The sequence below is a fragment of the Pseudoduganella aquatica genome (assembly GCF_009857595.1).
GTDB classification, from domain to species: Bacteria; Pseudomonadota; Gammaproteobacteria; order Burkholderiales; family Burkholderiaceae_D; genus Rugamonas; species Rugamonas aquatica_A.
Genome location: NZ_WWCU01000006.1, coordinates 15,083 through 35,548, shown reverse-complemented (window position 1 = coordinate 35,548; position 20,466 = coordinate 15,083). Strand labels below are relative to the sequence as shown.

At 65.9% G+C, this 20,466-nt stretch carries 17 protein-coding genes and 1 other RNA gene; 16 read left to right on the top strand and 2 right to left on the bottom strand.

Features of this window, described 5'->3' with window-relative positions; translation table 11 throughout:
• Nucleotides 1-2: 2 nt before the first annotated feature.
• Complete coding sequence (locus GTP77_RS07660; RefSeq protein WP_161071585.1) at nt 3-1,712, bottom strand: thiamine pyrophosphate-binding protein; 1,710 nt, start codon at nt 1,710-1,712, stop codon at nt 3-5.
• Nucleotides 1,713-1,899: 187 nt separating this feature from the next.
• Here GTP77_RS07660 and rnpB point away from each other — a divergent pair.
• The 3 genes from rnpB (at nt 1,900) to GTP77_RS07645 (ending at nt 4,052) form a co-directional block, all read left to right on the top strand.
• Nucleotides 1,900-2,239, top strand: an RNA gene (gene rnpB, locus GTP77_RS07655) — RNase P RNA component class A.
• Between the two features lie 29 nt (nt 2,240-2,268).
• Entirely contained in the window at nt 2,269-3,774 is a 1,506-nt protein-coding gene (gene glpK, locus GTP77_RS07650; protein ID WP_161071584.1) for a glycerol kinase GlpK, read from the top strand.
• Nucleotides 3,774-4,052: an acylphosphatase gene (locus tag GTP77_RS07645; RefSeq protein ID WP_161071583.1), complete on the top strand. Its 279-nt coding sequence runs from the start codon at nt 3,774-3,776 to the stop codon at nt 4,050-4,052. The genes glpK and GTP77_RS07645 overlap by 1 nt, the downstream gene beginning before the upstream one ends.
• A 181-nt stretch (nt 4,053-4,233) precedes the next feature.
• Here the strand turns inward: GTP77_RS07645 and GTP77_RS07640 are convergent, their stop codons facing one another.
• A complete protein-coding gene (locus GTP77_RS07640; RefSeq protein WP_161071582.1) occupies nt 4,234-5,151 on the bottom strand; it encodes an AEC family transporter in 918 nt (305 codons plus the stop codon).
• A 238-nt stretch (nt 5,152-5,389) separates the two neighbouring features.
• Between GTP77_RS07640 and GTP77_RS31035 the strand changes: the two genes are divergently transcribed.
• The 13 genes from GTP77_RS31035 to murC all read left to right on the top strand — a co-directional run bounded on the left by GTP77_RS31035 (nt 5,390) and on the right by murC (nt 20,463).
• Nucleotides 5,390-7,021 (top strand): methyl-accepting chemotaxis protein, encoded by a 1,632-nt coding sequence (locus GTP77_RS31035; protein ID WP_443094209.1) that lies wholly within the window; start codon nt 5,390-5,392, stop codon nt 7,019-7,021.
• A gap of 58 nt (nt 7,022-7,079) precedes the next feature.
• On the top strand, nt 7,080-7,376 hold the full coding sequence (locus GTP77_RS07630; protein ID WP_161071580.1) for a hypothetical protein: 297 nt from the start codon (nt 7,080-7,082) through the stop codon (nt 7,374-7,376).
• 282 nt (nt 7,377-7,658) lie between these two features.
• Nucleotides 7,659-8,087 carry a division/cell wall cluster transcriptional repressor MraZ gene (gene mraZ, locus GTP77_RS07625; protein WP_161071579.1) on the top strand — a complete coding sequence of 143 codons (429 nt, stop codon included), beginning with the start codon at nt 7,659-7,661 and terminating at the stop codon, nt 8,085-8,087.
• Between the two features lie 12 nt (nt 8,088-8,099).
• Nucleotides 8,100-9,068: a 16S rRNA (cytosine(1402)-N(4))-methyltransferase RsmH gene (rsmH, locus tag GTP77_RS07620; protein WP_161071578.1), complete on the top strand. Its 969-nt coding sequence runs from the start codon at nt 8,100-8,102 to the stop codon at nt 9,066-9,068.
• Nucleotides 9,065-9,337: a cell division protein FtsL gene (gene ftsL, locus GTP77_RS07615; protein WP_161071577.1), complete on the top strand. Its 273-nt coding sequence runs from the start codon at nt 9,065-9,067 to the stop codon at nt 9,335-9,337. The genes rsmH and ftsL overlap by 4 nt, the downstream gene beginning before the upstream one ends.
• Entirely contained in the window at nt 9,337-11,118 is a 1,782-nt protein-coding gene (locus tag GTP77_RS07610) for a peptidoglycan D,D-transpeptidase FtsI family protein (RefSeq protein ID WP_161071576.1), read from the top strand. Before ftsL ends, GTP77_RS07610 begins: the two co-directional genes overlap by 1 nt.
• Nucleotides 11,119-11,126: 8 nt before the next feature.
• Nucleotides 11,127-12,662, top strand: coding sequence for a UDP-N-acetylmuramoyl-L-alanyl-D-glutamate--2,6-diaminopimelate ligase (locus tag GTP77_RS07605; RefSeq protein WP_161071575.1), 1,536 nt, complete (start codon nt 11,127-11,129; stop codon nt 12,660-12,662).
• Nucleotides 12,662-14,080, top strand: coding sequence for a UDP-N-acetylmuramoyl-tripeptide--D-alanyl-D-alanine ligase (locus GTP77_RS07600; RefSeq protein ID WP_161071574.1), 1,419 nt, complete (start codon nt 12,662-12,664; stop codon nt 14,078-14,080). Before GTP77_RS07605 ends, GTP77_RS07600 begins: the two co-directional genes overlap by 1 nt.
• A gap of 2 nt (nt 14,081-14,082) precedes the next feature.
• The gene (gene mraY, locus GTP77_RS07595) at nt 14,083-15,252 is read left to right on the top strand and encodes a phospho-N-acetylmuramoyl-pentapeptide-transferase (protein WP_161071573.1); all 1,170 of its coding nucleotides are present in this window, start codon (nt 14,083-14,085) and stop codon (nt 15,250-15,252) included.
• Nucleotides 15,252-16,784, top strand: coding sequence for a UDP-N-acetylmuramoyl-L-alanine--D-glutamate ligase (gene murD / locus GTP77_RS07590; RefSeq protein WP_161071572.1), 1,533 nt, complete (start codon nt 15,252-15,254; stop codon nt 16,782-16,784). The genes mraY and murD overlap by 1 nt, the downstream gene beginning before the upstream one ends.
• A gap of 3 nt (nt 16,785-16,787) precedes the next feature.
• Nucleotides 16,788-18,002, top strand: a complete 1,215-nt coding sequence (gene ftsW, locus GTP77_RS07585; protein WP_161071571.1) for a putative lipid II flippase FtsW — start codon at nt 16,788-16,790, stop codon at nt 18,000-18,002.
• Nucleotides 17,999-19,066 carry an undecaprenyldiphospho-muramoylpentapeptide beta-N-acetylglucosaminyltransferase gene (murG, locus tag GTP77_RS07580; protein WP_161071570.1) on the top strand — a complete coding sequence of 356 codons (1,068 nt, stop codon included), beginning with the start codon at nt 17,999-18,001 and terminating at the stop codon, nt 19,064-19,066. Before ftsW ends, murG begins: the two co-directional genes overlap by 4 nt.
• Complete coding sequence (murC, locus tag GTP77_RS07575) at nt 19,063-20,463, top strand: UDP-N-acetylmuramate--L-alanine ligase (RefSeq protein ID WP_161071569.1); 1,401 nt, start codon at nt 19,063-19,065, stop codon at nt 20,461-20,463. Before murG ends, murC begins: the two co-directional genes overlap by 4 nt.
• The last annotated feature ends 3 nt before the right edge of the window (nt 20,464-20,466 follow it).

The window sequence follows — 20,466 nt, the reverse complement described above, 5'->3', positions numbered from 1 at the left end:
GTTTAAGCCGTTTTAGCGGACAACGCCGCTTCCGCGTTCTTGCGTATGGTCTCCAGCGTGGCGCCCGGCGTAATCAGGTTGCCGTCGTAGCGCAGCTCGATCACCGCCGGCAAGCTCTTGCCGCGCGTATGGTCCAGCGCGCGCTGCAGCGCGGGCGCGAACTGCGCCGTTTCCGTCACCACCTCGCCATGCGCGCCATAGGCCTGCGCCAGCGCCGCGAAGTCCGGATTGTGCAGCTCCGTGCCCGACACGCGGCCCGGATAGTTCTTCTCCTGGTGCATGCGTATGGTGCCGAACATGCTGTTATTGAACACGATAATGATGACACCTGCGCGGTACTGCACCGCCGTGGCCAGCTCCTGGCCGTTCATCATGTATTCGCCGTCGCCGGCAAAGGTGATCACGGTGCGCGACGGATCGATAATCTTGGCCGCCACGCCGGCCGGCACGCTGTAGCCCATGGCGCCGCTGGTGGGCGCCAGCTGGGTGCGCATGCCGCCGTAGCGATGGAAGCGGTGCGCCCAAGTGGCGTAGTTGCCGGCGCCGTTGGTGATGATGGTATCGGCCGGGGTCAGCGCGTCCATGTCCTGCACCAGCTGCCACAGGTTCAGCGGCGCCTTGCCGTCCTGGAAAATGGGAGGCTGCTGCTGGAAGGCCGCGTACTCGGCGCGCGCCTCGGCCACGCTGCCCTGCCATGCGGCCGGGTCCACCGGCGCCATCTCCGCCAGCATGGCCGCCACTTGCGGCATGCCGCTGGCGATCATCAGTTCAGCCTGGTAGACGCTGCCCAGTTCCTCCGGGCTGGCGTGGATATGCACCAGGCGCTGCCGCGGCACCGGCGAGGACAGCAGCTCGTAGCCGCTGGTGGTCATCTCGCCCAGGCGCGGGCCGATGGCGATCAGCACGTCCGCATTCTTCACGCGCGCGGCCAGCTTGGGGTTGATGCCTATGCCCACGTCGCCCGCGTAGTGGGGATGGTTGTTGTCGAGCAGATCCTGGAAGCGGAAGGTGCAGGCCACCGGCAGCGCGTTGGTCTCGGCGAAGCGCTGCACATCGGCGCAGGCCTGCGCGTTCCAGCCGCCGCCGCCCAGCAGCACCAGCGGGCGCTTGGCGCCGGCCAGCATGGCGCGCAGTTGGGCCATTTGCGGCTGCGACGGCGCGCCCTGGGTCGGCTGGTAGCGGCCGGTATCGGCCACGGCGGCCAGATTGGTCAGCATATCTTCCGGCAAGGCCAGCACCACGGGGCCGGGGCGGCCGCTGGTGGCCACCTGGAAGGCGCGCGCCATGTATTCGGGGATGCGGTCGGCGCGGTCGATTTGCGCGACCCATTTCGCCATCTGGCCGTACATGCGGCGGTAGTCGATTTCCTGGAAGGCCTCGCGGTCCATGAAGTCGCTGCCCACCTGGCCGATGAACAAAATCATCGGCGTGGAGTCCTGGAAGGCCGTGTGCACGCCGATGGAGGCGTTGGTCGCGCCCGGGCCGCGCGTGACGAAGCAGATGCCGGGCTGGCCGGTCATCTTGCCGTAGGCCTCGGCCATGAATGCCGCGCCGCCCTCCTGGCGGTTGATGATGAAGCGGATGCCGGACTCGTGCAGTGCGTCGAGCACGTCGAGATAGCTTTCGCCGGGCACGCCGAAGGCGGTGTCCACGCCGTGGATCTTCAGGGCGTCCACCAATATCTGGCCACCGGTGCGGGAGGGATGCGTCATGGTCTGACCTTTATGCGGGAAAGTGATGCGGCATTCTACGGCCAGCCACCGCCTGCGGCTTTTGAAATGGCGACATCAAATTTCCAAAAAGGGGTCAGGGTTGATTTTCCGGGTTGATATTCTCATACGGGAAAATCAACCCTGACCCCTTTTTGGCGGGTGGGGGCGGCGTGTTACAATACGCCCCGAAGCAAGCCAGACAGCCGCTGGCCGATGCAGCAATGCAAAGGCGGGAGGAAGGTCCGGACTCCATAGAGCGGGGTGACGGTTAACGGCCGTCCGTCGAAAGCCGCAAGGTATAAGGCGAGGAATAGGGCCACAGAGACGAGCGTATTAAGTTACGGTGAAACGCGGTAACCTCCACCTGGTGCAATTTCAAATAGGCACGCGATGATGCTGCTCGCGGAGCGTGCGGGTAGAAAGCTTGAGCGCTGGAGTAATCCAGCGCCTAGAGGAATGGCTGTCATAGCGCGGACCCGCAAGGGCGAGCGCCGTAACAAAATCCGGCCTACCGGCTTGCTTCAACTAACAATCTGCAGTGCTAGGGGACTAGCCGATGAAGAAATACATCCTGGCCCTTGACCAGGGCACCACCAGTTCGCGCGCCATCCTGTTCGACCAGCAGGGGCAAATCCACGGCAGCGCGGCGCTGGAATTCCCGCAGCATTATCCCCAGCCCGGCTGGGTCGAGCACGATCCCAACGAAATCTGGAACAGCCAGCTCACCGTGGCCCGCAAGGTGCTGCACGACCACCATGTCGATGCGCAGCAGGTGCTGGCCATCGGCATCGCCAACCAGCGCGAGACCACCGTGGTGTGGGACCGCAAGACCGGCGAGCCGATCGCGCCCGCCATCGTCTGGCAGGACCGCCGCACCGCCGACATCTGCGACCAGCTGCGCGCCGCCGGCAAGGCCAGGCTGATCGCCGAGTGCACCGGCCTGGAGCTGGACGCCTATTTTTCCGCCACCAAGATCAAATGGCTGCTGGACCACGTTCCCGGCGCGCGCGAGCGGGCGCGCCACGGCGCGCTGGCCTTCGGCACCATCGACACCTGGCTGGCGTGGAAGCTGTGCGGCGTGCACGTCACCGACGTCAGCAACGCCGCCCGCACCATGCTGTTCAATATCCACCTGATGCGCTGGGACGCCGACCTGCTGGCGCTGTTCGACGTTCCCGAGCAGATGCTGCCGCAGGTGGTGTCCTCCAGCGAGGAGGTTGGCGTGACGCGCGCGGCCCTGTTCGGCGGCGAGATCCCGGTGGCCGGCATAGCGGGCGACCAGCAGGCCGCCACCTTCGGCCAGGCCTGCCACGCGCCGGGCATGGTCAAGAACACTTACGGCACCGGCTGCTTCATGCTGATGCATGCGGGGCAGCACGCCGCCGTGTCGCACAACCGCCTGCTCTCCACCGTGGGCTGGCGCGTGGACGGGCGCACCGACTACCTGCTCGAAGGCAGCGTCTTCATGGGCGGCGCCACCGTGCAATGGCTGCGCGACGGCCTGGGGATCATCAAGCAATCGAGCGACGTCGAGGCGCTGGCCGGCAGCGTGCCCGACAGCGGCGGCGTGCTGCTGGTGCCGGCCTTCACCGGCCTGGGCGCGCCGCACTGGGACCCTTACGCGCGCGGCACGCTGGCCGGCATGACGCGCGGCACCACCGCCGCGCACATCGCCCGCGCGGCGGTCGAATCGATCGCCTACCAGAGCGCCGAGCTGCTGGCCGCCATGCAGAAGGACGTGGCCGCCTCGCACCGCGCCATCCCCGTGACCGAAGTGCGGGCCGACGGCGGCGCCGCCCGCAACGACCTGCTGATGCAGTTCCAGGCCGACCTGCTGGGCGTGCCGGTGCTGCGGCCCAAGGTCACGGAAACCACCGCGCTGGGCGCCGCCTACCTGGCCGGGCTGGCGGTCGGCTTCTGGGAATCGAAGGAAGAAATCGCCGCGCAATGGCAGTGCGAGCGCCGTTTCGAGCCCGCCATGGGCGCCGATCAGCGCGCCGCGCTGCTGGACCGCTGGTCCCGCGCCGTCGAGCGCGCCAAGGGCTGGGAGGCTCCGTTCTGATGGCGAAACAGCTGCTGATCGAAGGCCGCGTGCAAGGCGTCGGCTACCGCGCCTCCTTCGCGGACGAGGCGCAGTCCCTGGGCCTCTCCGGCTGGGTACGCAACCGCCGCGACGGCTCCGTCGAGGCCGCCGTCGATGGCGATGCGCAGGCAGTCGAGGCCATCATCCAGTGGTCCAAACGCGGCCCGCCCGCCGCCCGCGTGCACCAGGTCGCCGTGACCGATTTGGAAGCCCCGCCATCCCCCGGCCGCGAGTTCAAGATTCTGCCGACGCAATAAGCCCCCCAGCTTAGGCTTGGGCGCCAAGCGAACATTTACAAGGATTAATACGCGCTCGCGCGGTGCCGGGTGCGCGCGGCGCACGAGTCCAACGGCCCGACCTATGCCAGCGAAATCCTGACAACGGCGGAATTGCTCGAGCGCGTGCGCGCCTGAAGCGCCACGCCTGCCGCTGCTGCCCCTATGCGCCCAGCAGCGGCAGGAAGTTCTTGCTGAGCGGGACGGTGGCGGCCGCCAGCAGGGTTTGCAGGGTGATCAGCGCCGCCATCAGGCGGGCGTCGCCGCCCAGTTGCCGGGCCATGATGTAGGCGTTGGGCGCGGTGGGCAGGGCGCAAAAGAAGACCGCTGCCAGCGCCACCGGCCCGCCTATGCCGAACAGCAGGCACACTTTGGCCGCCACCAGCGGCATCAGCAGCAGTTTCAGCGCCGAGGTCCAGCCCAGCGCCACGGGCCGCAAGCCTTGCAGCGAAAACACCAGGCCGCTGCCCACGCAGACCAGGCCCAGGCACAGCGCCGCCTTGCCGAGGATGTCGAGCGTGTTCATCAAGGCCAGCGGCAGGGCCACGCCGGACAAACTCACCAGCATGCCGCTCAGCGTGGACAGGATGATGGGATTGCGCGCCAGCGTCTGCGCCACCTTGGCGTAGTCGGTCTTGCTGCCGCTCCACCACGACAGCGCGACGATAGACAGCATATTCACCACCGGCAGGCATAGCGCGAGCGCCAGCATCACCAGCGCGGCGGTCTTGGCGTCGAAGAACAGCGAGGACACGGCCAGCCCGAAATAGGTGTTGGGCCGCATGGCGCCCTGCAGCACGGAGGAGCGACTGGCGTCCGGCAAGCCGCGCGCGAAGGGCATGGCCACAAGCGCGACCGCGATGATGATAAAGGTCGGCAGCAGGGTGGCCAGCGCCAGTTCGCCCACCTGGCCGCCGCCGAAGCTCAGGCGGGCCGTGCCGGCGAACAGCAGGGCGGGGAAGGCGATGTTGTAGGAGAACTTTTCCACCGAGGGGAAAAAGGCCTCGGGCAGCCATTCGTAATGGCGGATGGCCACGCCCAGCAGGATGATGAGGAAAACGGGAAGGATGGAAGCAAGCATGCAGAAGCATACACCGGCGGCGGTCAGGGCGTGGCGGCGCCGGTTTGTTCTGTCGGTTGCTGCATTGCAGCAATTTGGAATTCTGGATTTCACGAATTTGCCAACTGTGGAATATACGTAGTTTGCCAATTGTGAAATATTACGATGTTGCATCGCAACATAAGCAGGAAATTTTGCCATGCAGTAACATGTTTCCTTCTGGAAAAAAATGTTATGTAAAAGGTATGATATGAATTGGTTGAAAAGACTCAAGTTGTCCACCAAGCTGGGCCTGGCGTTCGCCGCCGTGTTGGCGCTGACGGTGGGCGTAGGCGTGTTTTCCATCCTCAAGCTGGCCCAGGTCAACGCCACGGCCGGCGAGCTGTCTTCGCGCTGGATGCCCAGCATGCGCGCGGTGCAGGACATCAAGTCCCAGATCGCCCGCGTGCGCACCCGCGAGTTCCAGTACATTATTTCGACCGAGCAGGCCGACATGGACAAGTACGACAAGGTGATCGCGGCCGACCTGGTGGAGCTGGGCAAGATGCAGGCGGCCTATGTCGAACTGCTGGCCACGCCGGAGGAGAAGGCGCTGTATGCCGGCTTCGTCGCCATGTGGGAACGCTACATGGCCGAGGATGTGAAGATACGCGCCGCCGCCCGCGCCAATGACGACGCCGCCGCCAAGGCCTTGATACGGGGCGAGTCGAACAAGCTGATCGTGGCGCTGCGCGCCCAGGTCGACAAGCTGGTGGACCTGTACGGCGAAGGCGGCGTGGACGCCGCCCGCCACGGCGCCGACGTCTATGCCTCGGCGCGCGTATGGATTATTTCGCTGCTGGCCGCGAGTGTGGCCCTGGGCGCGCTGGGCGCCGCCCTGATCACCCGCTGGCTGACGCGCCGCCTGGGCGGCGAGCCGGAGTACGCGGCCGAGATCGCCGGCCGCATCGCCGCCGGCGAACTGTCGGTCGAGGTGCATACCGCGCCCGGCGACGGCGGCAGCCTGCTGCTGGCCATGGGCAGCATGCGCGAAAGCCTGGCCAATATCGTCGGCCAGGTGCGCGTGGCCACCGACACCATCGCCAGCGCCTCGGACCAGATCGTGGCCGGCAACCTGGACCTGTCGGCCCGCACCGAGCAGCAAGCCAGTTCGCTGGAGGAGACCGCCGCCGCGATGGAGGAGCTGACCACGGCCGTGAAGCACAATTCGGCCAGCGCGCGCCAGGCCAACCAGCTGGCGTTGGACGCGTCCGGCATCGCTGAAAAAGGCGGCGCCGTGGTGGGGCAGGTGGTGGAGACCATGGGCAGCATCAATGCCTCGGCCCGCAAGATCGTGGACATTATCGGCGTTATCGACGGGATTGCCTTCCAGACCAATATCCTGGCCCTGAACGCGGCCGTGGAAGCGGCCCGCGCGGGCGAGCAGGGCCGTGGCTTTGCCGTGGTGGCGACGGAAGTACGCAGCCTGGCGCAGCGCTCGGCTGCTGCCGCCAAGGAGATCAAGACCCTGATCGGCGACTCGGTGAACCAGGTGGAGGCGGGAAGCATGCTGGTCAGCCAGGCCGGCGAAACCATGAATGAGGTGGTGCAGAGCGTGCGCCGGGTGACGGCCATCATGGGCGAAATCACCGTGGCCGGGCAGCAGCAGAGCGCCGGCATCGAGCAGGTGAACCGCGCCATCGCCGAGATGGATGCAGTTACCCAGCAGAACGCGGCGCTGGTCGAGGAGGCGACTGCCGCCTCGCAAAGCATGCGTACCCAGGCGGGCGGCCTGGATGCCCTGGTCAGCATCTTCACGCTGGAAAGCGCCGGTTCCGCGCGCTCCGTCGCGCCGCGCCGTTCCGCCATCGCTGTGCCGGTCCAGGCGCCGGCGCTGCGGCGCGCCGCCTGAGGCCGGGCGTCCTCCGCTGCTGTAATGCACCCCTCTCCGGGGTGCAAACAGGCGCGCCTTGGGCGTGCCTTTGCGTATAATATCGACAGGTCCAGCCCGCACCGCCGGGCTTAAAATTGTCTATACAAGTTATCGCAATGGCAGTCAGAAGGAAAAGTTCAGCACTGGTTTGATCCCAAGATTCTTCGTCCTGCCTGATCGCGCGCAAAGCGCGGCAGAGTGCCAAATCCCACAGAAAATCACCCTCCTGTCCGCCCTTGCCAAGCTTGCTTGGCGCCGCCCGCTGCTGTTGTCGAATTGCTACGGCTCTGTTGTCTACTGGCAACCTTATGGTTATTTTTCAATTTTTTCTTGACATCTTTTTCACCCTGAGACTAGACCCAAGCAGCGGAACATTGATGAGATAGCACTTTCAGTATCGGATGTAAGTCTCTAATTTCACGACACATTTTTACTTGAGCTTGCATCAAGGAACGACGCTAAGTCCTTAATTTCATTAATAAAATCCATGTTTTTCCAATTGGAAAGCGCTTGACCACTATCTTTCCATCCTCTAAAGTGGGCAACTGTGTGAAAAAGTGTAGTTTTGTGGGATTTTCCGCCCTCTTTTTCAGCCCCACTACTTAAAAGGTAATACGTGTTTCAAGGCGCTTCCGCGATCACTCTCGATGCGAAAGGCAGGATGTCCATCCCGGCCAAGCATCGCGACGCACTGGCTATCCAGTGCGAAGGACGCCTCACGCTTACCAAGCACCCGGACGGCTGCCTGCTGATGTACCCGCGCCACGTGTGGGAAGCCAAGCGCGACCAGATCGCCGCTTGGCCGATGTCGGCCCGCGGCTGGCAGCGCATTCTGCTGGGCAACGCCAGCGACGTGGAAATGGACTCGGCCGGCCGCATCCTGGTGGCGCCCGAGCTGCGCGACGCCGTCGGCCTGGGCCGCGAGGTCGTGCTGTCCGGCATGCTGACCCATTTCGAGATCTGGGATCCGGCCCGCCGTGCCGAAAACGAGCAGCAAACCATCGACGTCGGCATGCCCGACGCGCTTTCCGATTTTTCTTTCTAAGGCCCGCCCAAAATGACTTCAGTTGCGGTGCCAGAATTCCAGCATCGTACGGTGCTGCTAGACGAGGCGGTGGACGCGCTCCAGCTTGAGGGCGAGCGCGCCAACGGCCTCTATATAGACGGCACTTTCGGCCGTGGCGGCCACAGCCGCCTGATCCTGTCGCGCCTGGGCGCGCAAGGCCGCCTGCTGGCCTTCGACAAGGACCTGCAGGCCATCGCCACCGCCGAACAAATCACCGATCCCCGTTTCCAGATCGTGCACGACAGTTTCGCCACCATGGCCGAAGCGCTGCAAGAGCGCGCCATGCCCAAGGTGGACGGCGTGCTGTTGGACCTGGGCATCTCTTCGCCGCAGGTGGACGACGCCGCCCGTGGCTTCAGTTTCCGCAACGATGGTCCGCTCGACATGCGCATGGATACCACCCGTGGCCAGTCGGCCGCGGAATGGCTGGCTACCGAAACAGTAGAGACACTGGAAAAGGTGATAAAAGAATATGGGGAAGAACGGTTTGCTTTTCAGATTGCAAAGGCGATTGTTGCTCGCCGGGCAGTCGAGCCAATTTCAACCACACGACAGCTTGCCGGTATCGTGGCAGGGGCGGTCAAGACCCGTGAAAAGGGCAAGGACCCGGCCACCCGGACTTTTCAGGCTATCCGGATTCACATCAATAAGGAGCTTGAGGATCTCGAAGCCGGACTGACCCACGCCTACGACTGCGTGGCGCCGGGCGGCATCCTGGCCATCATCAGCTTCCATTCGCTGGAAGACCGCATGGTCAAGCGCTTCTTCGCGTCCAAGGCCAATGTGCCGCAGCCGGACCGCCGCCTGCCCATCCGCGCGGCGGACCTGCCGCAGCCGGAGCTCAAGCTGCTGGGCAAGATCAAGCCATCCGACGCTGAGGTGGAAGCCAACCCGCGCGCCCGCTCGGCGGTGATGCGCGTGGCGCGCCGCCTGCCGTATGACGACAAGGCGGCTGCGTGAGTTTCAAGATCAACCTCGTCCTGGCGGCCTTCCTGGTCGGCTGCGCGCTCTCGCTGGTGAACGCGCAGTACCAGGCGCGCCACCTGTTTATCGACCTGGAGCGCGCGCAAGCGAAGGCGCGCCAGCTCGATATCGACTGGGCGCAGCTGCAGCTGGACCAGTCCAAGCTGGGCAAGCACGCCCGTATCGAGGAAATCGCCCGCCGCGACCTGAACATGACGCAGCTCACGCCGAACCGCACGCAATACCTGACGCAAGGGGACAAGTAATGCGGGCAGGCGGCGGAGCAAACAGCGCACGCGTGGCACGCTCGAAAGGCATGCCATTCACGAAGAACCCGATGCTGGCGGTCAGCCTGCCGCCGTGGCGTTCGCGCGTGGTGCTGTTCGTGCTGTTCGCCGCTTTCGCCGCGCTGGCAGTGCGCGCCCTGTGGCTGCAAGGCGTGTCGACCCAGTTCCTGCAAAAGCAGGGCGAGGCGCGCTACGCCTTCACGCTGGAGCTGCCCGCCACGCGCGGCAAGATCACCGACCGCAACGGCCAGGTGCTGGCGTCGTCGGTGCCGGTGAAAGCCATCTGGGCGATACCGGACGACGTGCTGGCCGCGCCGCCCGAGAAAATCCGCGCGCTGGCCGCCCTGCTTGAAATGAACGAGGCGGACCTGCGCAAGAAGCTCGATTCCGACCGCGACCTGGTCTACCTGAAACGCCAGGTGGAGATGGACGTGGCGGCCAAGATCGCCGAACTGAAAATCGAAGGCATCGAAGCGCGCAAGGAATACAAGCGCTTCTACCCGCAAGGCGAAGTGATGACCCACGTGGTGGGCTTCACCAACGTGGAGGACGTGGGCCAGGAGAGCATGGAGCTGGCGCAGCAGAAGACGCTGCAGGGCGCCACCGGCAGCCGCCGCGTGATCAAGGACCGCCTGGGCCACATCGTCGAGGACGTCGGTTCCATCCACGAGCCGCACGACGGCAAGGATTTGACGCTGTCGGTGGACAGCAAGATCCAGTACATCGCCTACACCCAGCTCAAGGGCGCGGTGGAGAAGTTCAAGGCCAAGGCCGGCGGCGCGGTGGTGCTGGACGTGCACACCGGCGAAGTGCTGGCGCTGGCCAACTACCCGAGCTACGACCCGAACGACCGCCGCTCGCTGACCGGCGCGCAGCTGCGCAACCGCGTCATGACCGACACCTTCGAGCCCGGCTCCACGCTCAAACCCATCACCGTGGCGCTGGCGCTGGACAGCGGCCGCGTGAACCCGAATTCCTATATCGACACCGGCGCCGGCAAGTACACCATCCTGGACCGCACCATCAGCGACACCAAGGGCCACGGCGTGATCAACGTGCAGCAGATTATCGAAATGTCGTCCAATATCGGCACCTCGAAAATCGCGCTCAGCATGCCCTCGCAGGAGATGTGGGAGATGTTCACCAAGGTAGGCTTCGGCCAGCAGCCGAAGTGGGGCTTCCCCGGCGCGGTGGCCGGCCGCGTGCGTCCTTACAAATCGTGGCGCCCCATCGAGCAGGCCACCATGAGCTACGGTAACGGCATTTCGGTGTCGCTGATCCAGCTGGCACGTTCCTACATGATGTTTGCGCGTAACGGCGACACCATACCGCTGTCCTTCCAGAAGGTGACGGAGCCGCCGGTGGGGCAGCAGATCATCAAGCCCAAGACCGCGGAACAGATGCGCGCCATGCTGGAGACCGTTGTGTCCGGCAAGGACGGCACCGCCAAGCAGGCGCAGATTCCAGGCTACCGCGCAGGCGGCAAAACCGGCACCGCCTACAAGGTGGAAAACGGCCGCTACGCCATGCCGCGCAAATACATCGGCTCCTTCGTCGGCATGGTGCCGATGTCGAATCCGCGCTTCATCATCGCTGTCATGATCGACGAACCTACGCAGGGCGGCCACTACGGCGGCCAGGTCGCGGCGCCTACGTTTGCCGCCGTTGCGGCCAATGCGCTGCGTTCGCTGAACGTTCCGCCGGATTCGTCCGTCACTGAAATTGTCATCCCTGCCGACGGCGGGGCGGACGTAATGTAAGAGCGCCCATGACACCTAACGAAATCAGCAACTGGATCAAACAGACGGTGCCCAACGGGCAATTGGTCTCCGATTCGCGCCGCGTCAAACCGGGCGATGTGTTCTTCGCCTATCCCGGCGACGGCAAGGACGGGCGCGGCTACATCGCCGCCGCCATCGAGCAGGGCGCCGCCGGCATTGTCTACGAAGAGCAGGGCGCGCAAGCCTATCCCTGGGACGACGCCGCGTGGAATGTGCCGCACCTCGCCGTCAAGGACCTGAAGCGCCGCTCCGGCCCCATCGCGCAGGCCTTCTATAATTATCCGGACGCCAGCATGTACACCGTGGCCGTCACCGGCACCAACGGCAAGACCTCGTGCGCCGTGTGGCTGGGCCAGGCGCTGAGCCGCCTGGGCGACCTTACCGCCGTCATCGGCACGCTGGGCGTGGGAATGTCGCGCGCGCGCGGTGAAGTGGAGTTCGACCCCACCGGCTACACCACGCCGGACGCCGTGCTGCTGGCGCAGAAACTGGCCGAAACGCGCGACCTGGGCGCCACCGCGCTGGCGATCGAAGTCACCTCCATCGGCCTGGACCTGGGCCGCACCGACGGCATGCACTTCGACGTGGCGCTGTTCACCAACCTCACGCGCGACCACCTGGACCACCACGGCACCATGGAAGCCTACGAGGCGGCCAAGACCAAGCTGTTCGACAGCCCCGGCCTGCAAGCCTCGGTGGTGAACCTGGACGACGCCATGGGCCGCCGCCTGGCGGACCGCATCACCGCGCGCAAGGACCGCGTGGTCGGCTACACGCTGCGCGACGCGGCCGAGCTGCCGGACCTGCCCGGCGTGGACATGCTGCGCGCCAGCCAGCTGCGCACCCGCAGCGCCGGCACCGAATTCCACCTCGACACGCCGCAAGGCAGCACCTTGGTGAAGACCCACCTGGTGGGCCAGTTCAACATCAGCAACGCGCTGGCGGTGCTGGGCGCCTTGCTGGTCAAGGGCGCCACCCTGCGCGCCGCCGTGGAAGCCATCGAAGGCCTGACCTCGGCGCCGGGCCGCATGCAGCAGATTGGCGGCAACGAGGCGCCCATGGTGGTGGTGGACTATGCCCACACGCCGGACGCGCTGGAGAAGACGCTGGAAACGCTGCGCGTCGTGGCGCAGGAGCGCGGCGGCCAGCTGTGGTGCGTGTTCGGCTGCGGCGGCGACCGCGACCCGGGCAAGCGCCCGCAGATGGGCCGCGTGGCGCAGATCGCCGAGCACGTGGTGGTCACCAGCGACAATCCGCGCAGCGAAGATCCGCACGCCATCATTGAACAGATTATCGCGGGCATGGACGCCAGCCACCCGACCTCCGTATTCCAGACTGTGGACGACCGCGCCGCCGCCATCCTGTCGGCCATCAAGCACGCCGCCAAGCCGGACGTGATCCTGCTGGCCGGGAAGGGCCATGAGGCCTACCAGGAAATCAAGGGCCGCAAGATCCCGTTCTCGGACGCGGACCATGCCCAGCTGGCGCTGTCGGCCCGCCTCACCATGATGAGGACCAATTGATGCACGCAACACTGGCCCAGCTGCTGGCGGCGATTCCCGGCGCGACGTTTGCGCCGGGCGCTTCCGCAGCCACGCCCGACGCTGTCGCATTCGACGGCGTTTCCACCGACAGCCGCAGCACGCCTGCCGGCTCGCTGTTCGTCGCCCTGCGCGGCGAGAACTTCGACGCCCACGATTTCCTGCTGGACGGCCCCAACGCCGTGGCGGGCAAGGGCGTTGCCGCCGTCGTGGCCGAACGCCTGCCGCAGGGCTGGACCCTGCCGGCCCTGCTGGTGCCGGACACGCTGGCCGCGCTGGGCCGCATCGCCAACTACTGGCGCAAGCAGTACGCGCTGCCCGTCATCGGCGTTACCGGCAGCAACGGCAAGACCACGGTCAAGGAAATGATCGCCTCCATCCTGGCGGCGGCGCACGGCGAGGACGGCCGCCTGGCCACGCGCGGCAACCTGAATAACGAAATCGGCGTGCCGCTCACGCTGTTCCGCCTGGACGCGGCGCACCAGTCGGCCGTGATTGAACTGGGCATGAACCACCCCGGCGAGATCGGCCGCCTGAGCGCCATCGCCGAGCCCACCATCGCCCTGGTGAACAACGCCCAGCGCGAGCACCAGGAATTCATGCACACGGTGGAAGCGGTGGCGCGCGAAAACGGCGCCGTGCTGGCCGCGCTGCCTGCGGACGGCGTGGCCGTTTTCCCGCAGCACGACGAATTCACGCCGGTCTGGCGCGAGCTGGCCGCCGGCCGCAGCACGCTGACCTTCGGCCTGACCAAGGAAGCCAATGTCTCGTGCACCTTCCGCGCGGGCGACTTCGGCAACCAGATGTTTATCACCGTGCGCGAGAGCGAAGGCGATCCGCTGCAGTTCTTTGTCGCGCTGCAGGCGGCGGGCGAGCACAACGTGCTGAACGCGCTGGCCGCCGTGGCCTGCACTTACGCCGCCGGCGTCAGCGCCGAGCATATCAAGCTGGGCTTGGACACTTTTGCGCCTGTCAGCGGCCGCCTGCAGAAAAAGGCCGCGCTGAACGGCGCCGTCGTCATCGATGACAGCTACAACGCAAACCCTGACTCCGTGCGCGCCGCCATCGACGTGCTGGCCAAAGCCCCCGCGCCGCGCGTGCTGGTGCTGGGGGACATGGGCGAAGTGGGCGCGCAGGGCCGGGAATTCCACGAGGAGATCGCCGCCTACGCCGCCAGCAAGAACCTGGAACACGTCCTCGTTACCGGAGAGCTGGCGCAGCATATGCGCGGCGCCGGCGTAACCAGGCATTTTGAAGAATTCGACGCGCTGCTCGCTGCCGTGGACGCAGCAGCAACGCCGGATGCAACCGTATTGATCAAGGGCTCCCGCTTCATGAAAATGGAACGGGTCGTGCAGCATTTGATTGGATCGCAACAAGCTAACAAAGGAACTCACTAATCATGCTGCTCTGGCTCGCACAAATGTTCCAGGACGACTTCGGTCCCCTGCGGGTATTCAACTTCATCACCGCGCGCGCGGTGTTCGCCACCATCACGGCGCTGATCATCGGCCTGTGGGCCGGCCCGTCCGTGATCCGCAAGCTGACCGCCATGAAGTACGGCCAGGCCGTGCGCACCGACGGTCCGCAAACCCATTTGAAAAAACACGGCACGCCCACCATGGGCGGCGTGCTGCTGCTGATCGCCATCGGCGTGTCCACGCTGCTGTGGTGCGACTGGTCGAACCGTCTGATCTGGCCGGTGATCGTGGTCACCATCGGCTTCGGCGCGGTGGGCTGGGTGGACGACTACCGCAAGGTGGTGCGCCAGGATCCGGAAGGCATGCGCTCCGGCGAAAAATATTTCTGGCAGTCGCTGGTGGGCATAGGCGCCGCGCTGTACCTGGCGTTCTCGGTGTCCGCACCCACGCCGGCCAAGGTGTTCGAGCTGTTCTTCGCCTGGGTGCAGTCCGGCTTCTCCATGGACCTGCCGCCCAAGGCCGATCTGATCGTGCCGTTCTTTAAAACCATCAGCTATCCGCTGGGCGTGTGGGGCTTTATCGCGCTGACCTACTGCGTCATCGTCGGCACCAGCAACGCCGTGAACTTCACCGACGGCCTGGACGGCCTGGCCATCATGCCGACCGTGATGGTGGGCTCGGCGCTCGGCCTGTTCGCCTACCTGACCGGCAGCACCGTGTACGCCAAATACCTGTTCATTCCGCACATTCCCGGCGCCGGTGAGCTCATCATCTTCTGCGGCGCCATGGCGGGGGCCGGCCTGGCCTTCCTCTGGTATAACACGCACCCCGCGCAAGTGTTCATGGGCGACGTGGGCGCGCTGGCGCTGGGCGGCGCGCTCGGCACCATCGCCGTCATCGTGCGCCAGGAAATCGTGCTGTTCATCATGGGCGGCATCTTCGTGGCTGAAACCGTGTCCGTGATTATCCAGGTGGGCTGGTTCAAATACACCAAGAAGCGCTACGGCACCGGCCGCCGCGTCTTCCTCATGGCGCCGCTGCACCACCACTTTGAACAAAAGGGCTGGAAAGAGACCCAGGTCGTCGTCCGCTTCTGGATTGTGACGATGATGCTGGTACTGGTTGGCCTGTCCACCTTGAAACTGCGCTGATGAGCTACGACGGCAAACGGGTGTTGGTACTCGGGCTGGGCGAATCCGGCCTGGCGATGGCGCTATGGCTGGCCCGCGGCGGCGCGCGCGTGCGCGTGGCCGACACGCGCGCCGAGAGCGCCGTGGCCGACCGCCTGGCCGCCCTGAAGGCCGCCGTGCCGGACGCCGAATTCATCGGCGGCCGCCTGGACATCGCGCTGCTGTACGACACCGACTTCGTCGCCATCAGTCCCGGCCTCGCCCCGCAAGGCGACGTGGCCGACCTGATGCGCGCCGCAGCCGCCGTGAACATTCCAGTTTGGGGCGAGATCGAACTGTTCGCCCAGGCGCTGGCGTCGCTGAAGGAAGAACGCGGCTACGCGCCGAAAGTCATCGCCATCACCGGCACCAACGGCAAGACCACCGTCACCAGCCTGACCGGCCAGCTGTGCCAGCGCGCAGGCTTCAGCGTGCGCGTGGCGGGCAATATCAGCCCGGCCGCGCTGGACGTGCTGCGTGAAGTGATCGAGGCCGATGCGCTGCCGCAGGTTTGGGTGCTCGAGCTGTCCAGCTTCCAGCTGCACACCACCTTCAGCCTGCAGGCGGACGCCGCCACCGTATTGAACGTGACCCAAGACCACCTGGACTGGCACGGCTCGATGGACGCCTACGCCGCCGACAAGGCCCGCATCTTCGGCGCCGGCACCGTGCGCGTGCTGAACCGCGATGACGCCACCGTGATGCGCATGGCCAATCCGGTCGGCGAGAACGTCAGCTTCGGCACCGGCGAACCGGCGGAAGCGGGCAGCTTCGGCCTGCACAACGAGCGCGGCATCCACTGGCTGGCAACCGCCGTGCCGGACGAGGACGCGGAGCCGCCGAAAAAGCGCAAGAAGAACGATCCGGCCCCGGAACCTGTGGCCACCACCGTCAAGAACCTGATGCCGTCGGACGCGCTGCAGATCCGTGGCCTGCACAATGCCTCCAACGCGCTGGCCGCGCTGGCGCTGTGCCGCGCCATCGGCCTGCCGTTCGCGCCGCTGCTGCACGGCCTGCGCGAATATCGCGGCGAGCCGCACCGCGTCGAGCTGGTGGCCGCCATCGACGGCGTGGAATACTACGACGACAGCAAGGGCACCAACGTGGGCGCCACCGTGGCCGCGCTGAACGGCCTGGGCAAGAGCTTCACCGGCGCCGGCCAGCGTTTGCTGCTGATCGCCGGCGGCGACGGCAAGGGCCAGGCGTTCGATCCGCTGGCCGAACCCGTGTCGCGCTACGTGCGCGCGGTGATGCTGATCGGCCGCGATGCGCCGGCGCTGCGCGCCGCGCTGGAGCAAGGCGGCGTGGTGGAAGCCGGCATCGACCTGGCCGACTGCGGCACCGACCTGCCGTCCGCCGTGCGCCTGGCCGCCAAGCTGGCCAAGCCTGGCGACGCCGTGCTGCTGTCGCCGGCCTGCGCCAGCCTGGACATGTTCAAGAACTACGCGCACCGCGCGCAGGTCTTCATCGACACCGTGCGCGACATCGCGCTCGACGCCGGGCAGGAGATCTGATCCATGGCCTTCCAGCTGCCATTCCGCTTCTCCTCTTCCTCCACGGGTTCCACGGCCATCGACAGCCGCGCGCGCCCGTCGAAGATGATGGAGTACGACCAGCTGCTGGTGTGGGTGGTGCTGATCCTCATGCTGCTGGGGATGGTGATGGTGTATTCGGCCTCGATCTCGCTGCCGGACTCGCCCAAGTACGCTGCCTACAAGAACAACTACTTCCTGGTGCGCCAGGCCAGTTTTATCGGCATCTCGGTGCTGGTGGGGCTGATGACCTTCCGCATTCCCGTCGCCGTGTGGCAGCGCACCGCGCCCTATCTGTTCATCGGCACGCTGGTGCTGCTGATGGCGGTGCTGATACCGGGCCTGGGCGTGGTGGTGAACGGCGGGCGCCGCTGGCTGTCGCTGAAGGTGTTCAACTTCCAGCCGTCCGAGCTGATGAAGGTGGTGATCGTGCTGTACGCGGCCGACTACACCGTGCGCAAGCAGGAATACATGCACAAGCTGACCAAGGGCTTTATGCCGATGGCGCTGGCGGTGAGCTTCGTCGGCCTGCTGCTGCTGCTCGAACCCGACCTGGGCGCTTTTGGCGTGATCGTCTGCATCGCCATGGGCATCCTGTTCCTGGGCGGTATCAACGCCATCTGGTTCGGCGGCATAGGCGCCATGCTGGTGACGATATTCGTGGCCATCATCGCGCTGTCGAAATTCCGGCGCGACCGTTTCTTCGCCTATCTGAATCCCTGGGAAGAGGACAATGCGCTGAACAAGGCTTACCAGCTGACGCACTCGCTGATCGCTTTCGGGCGCGGCGAGATTTTTGGCGTTGGCCTGGGCGGCAGCCTGGAAAAGCTGCACTACCTGCCGGAAGCGCACACCGACTTCCTGCTGGCCGTGATCGGCGAGGAGCTGGGCCTGGCCGGCGTGCTGTGCGTCGTGGCCATGTTCTACTGGGTGGTCAAGCGCGCCTTCGACATCGGCCGCCAGGCCATCGCCATCGACCAGACCTTTGCCGGCCTCGCGGCCAAGGGCATCGGCATCTGGATCGGCGTGCAGACCTTCATCAATATGGGCGTGAACCTTGGCCTGCTGCCTACCAAGGGCCTGACCCTGCCGCTGATGAGCTACGGCGGCACCGGCATTATGATTAACTGCGTCGGACTCGCGATCCTGCTTCGGATCGACTACGAGAACCGGGTCCTGATGCGCGGCGGCAGAATATGAAACGACTGATGATCATGGCAGCCGGCACCGGCGGCCACATTTTCCCCGGCCTGGCGATTGCGCAGGCCATGCGCGCGCGCGGCTGGGAAGTGAGCTGGCTGGGTACGAGCCACGGCATGGAGCAGGAGCTGGTGCCCAAGCACGGCATCGCGATCGACACCATCAACTTCTCCGGCATGCGCGGCAAGGGCATCAAGCACAGCCTTGGCGGCGCGCTGAAGATGCTGGCCGCCTTCGCCGACTGCTTCCGCTTCCTGGGCCAGCGCAAGCCGGACGCGGTGCTGGGCATGGGCGGCTACGTCACCGTGCCGGGCGGCCTGATGGCGCGCCTGCGCGGCGTGCCCATGGTGCTGGTGAACGCGGACGCGGCGCTACTGCTGTCGAATAAAACGCTGGCGCCTTTTGCCGGGCGCGTGTGCTTCGGCTTCCCGGCCGATTTCGGCGCGGCGGCCAGCAAGGCCGTCGTCACCGGCAATCCGGTGCGCCAGGAGATCCTGGACATGGCCGCGCCCGAAGCGCGCTTCGAGGGCCGCAGCGGCGCCTTGCGCGTGCTGGTGGTGGGTGGCAGCCTGGGCGCCAAAGCGCTGAACGACAACCTGCCCGCCGCGCTGGCGCTGATCCCCGAGGCGCAGCGCCCGGTGGTGACGCACCAGTCGGGCAAAAAGAATATCGACGCGCTGCGCGCAGGCTACGCCGAAGCGGGCGTGCAGGCCAGGGTGGTCGACTTTATCGAGGACATGGCGCAAGCCTACGCCGAGGCGGACCTGGTGATTTGCCGCGCAGGCGCCATCACCGTGTCCGAACTGACGGCGGCCGGCGTGGCGAGCGTGCTGGTGCCGCTGGTGGCGTCCACCACCAGCCACCAGCGCGACAACGCGCAGTGGATGGCCAAGCAGAACGCCTCCATCCATATGCCGCAGACGGAAATGAACCCGCGCAGCCTGGCAACCCTGCTGGAGACGCTCACGCGCGGCGCCTGCCAGACCATGGCCGTGGCGGCCCGCAAGGCGGGCAAGCGCGACGCGAACAACGCGATCGCACAAGTACTGGAAGAACTAACATGAAGCACAAAGTCAAAAACATACATTTCGTCGGCATCGGCGGCAGCGGCATGAGCGGCATAGCCGAAGTGCTGCTCACGCTGGGCTACAACGTATCGGGCTCGGACCTGGGCGCCAACGCCGTCACGCAGCGCCTGATCGACATGGGCGCCACCGTGCACCAGGGCCACGCAGAAACCCATATAGGCAACGCCGACGCGGTGGTCACGTCCACCGCCGTCAAGGCCGACAATCCGGAAGTGGTGGCGGCGCGCGCGCGCAAGATCCCCATCGTCCCGCGCGCGGTGATGCTAGGCGAGCTGATGCGCCTGAAGCGCGGCATCGCCATCGCCGGCACGCACGGCAAGACCACCACCACCAGCCTGGTGGCCTCGGTGCTGGCGCAGGGCGGCCTGGACCCGACCTTTGTGATCGGCGGCCGCCTGACCGCAGCCGGCGCCAACGCCAAGCTGGGCACCGGCGACTATCTGGTGGCCGAGGCCGACGAGTCGGACGCGTCCTTCCTGAACCTGACGCCGATGATAGAAGTCATCACCAATATCGACGCCGACCATATGGAAACGTATGAGCACGACTTCGAAAAACTGAAGCAGGCCTTCGTCCACTTCACGCACCGCCTGCCGTTCTACGGCCGCGCCATGCTGTGCATCGACGACGTGCATGTGCGCAGCATCATCCCGCACGTGACCAAGCCGATCACCACCTACGGCTTCAGCGAGGACGCCGAAGTGCGCGCCGTGAACGCGCGCGCCGTAGGCGTGCAGATGCATTTCACCGTGCTGCAGGAAGGCTATCCGGACCTGGACGTGGTGCTCAACCAGCCCGGCATGCACAACGTGCTGAACGCCTGCTCGGCGGTCGCCATCGCGCGCGAAATCGGCATCGAGGACAGCGCCACCCAGGCCGGCCTGGCCGGCTTCGCGGGCGTGGGCCGCCGCTTCACGCGCTACGGCGAGACCGCCATCCAGGGCGACCAGGCCAAGGGCGCCTTCGCGCTGGTGGACGATTTCGGCCACCACCCGGTGGAAACGGAAGTCACGCTGGCCGCCGCGCGCGCCGCCTATCCGGGCCGCCGCCTGGTGCTGGCGTTCCAGCCGCACCGCTACAGCCGCACGCGCGACCTGTTCGAGGACTTCGCCCGCGTGCTCTCCAGCGTGGACGTGCTGGTGCTGGCCGACGTGTACGCTGCCGGCGAGCAGCCCATCGTGGCGGCCGACGGCCGCTCGCTGGCGCACGCCATCCGCGCGCGCGGCAAGGTCGAGCCGGTGTTCGTGGAGAACATCGCCGACATGCCGGAAACCATCATGAACGTGGTGCGCGACGGCGACGTCGTGCTCACCATGGGCGCAGGCTCGATCAGCGGCGTCCCTGCAAAACTGTCTACTTACACGAAGGCCTAAGAA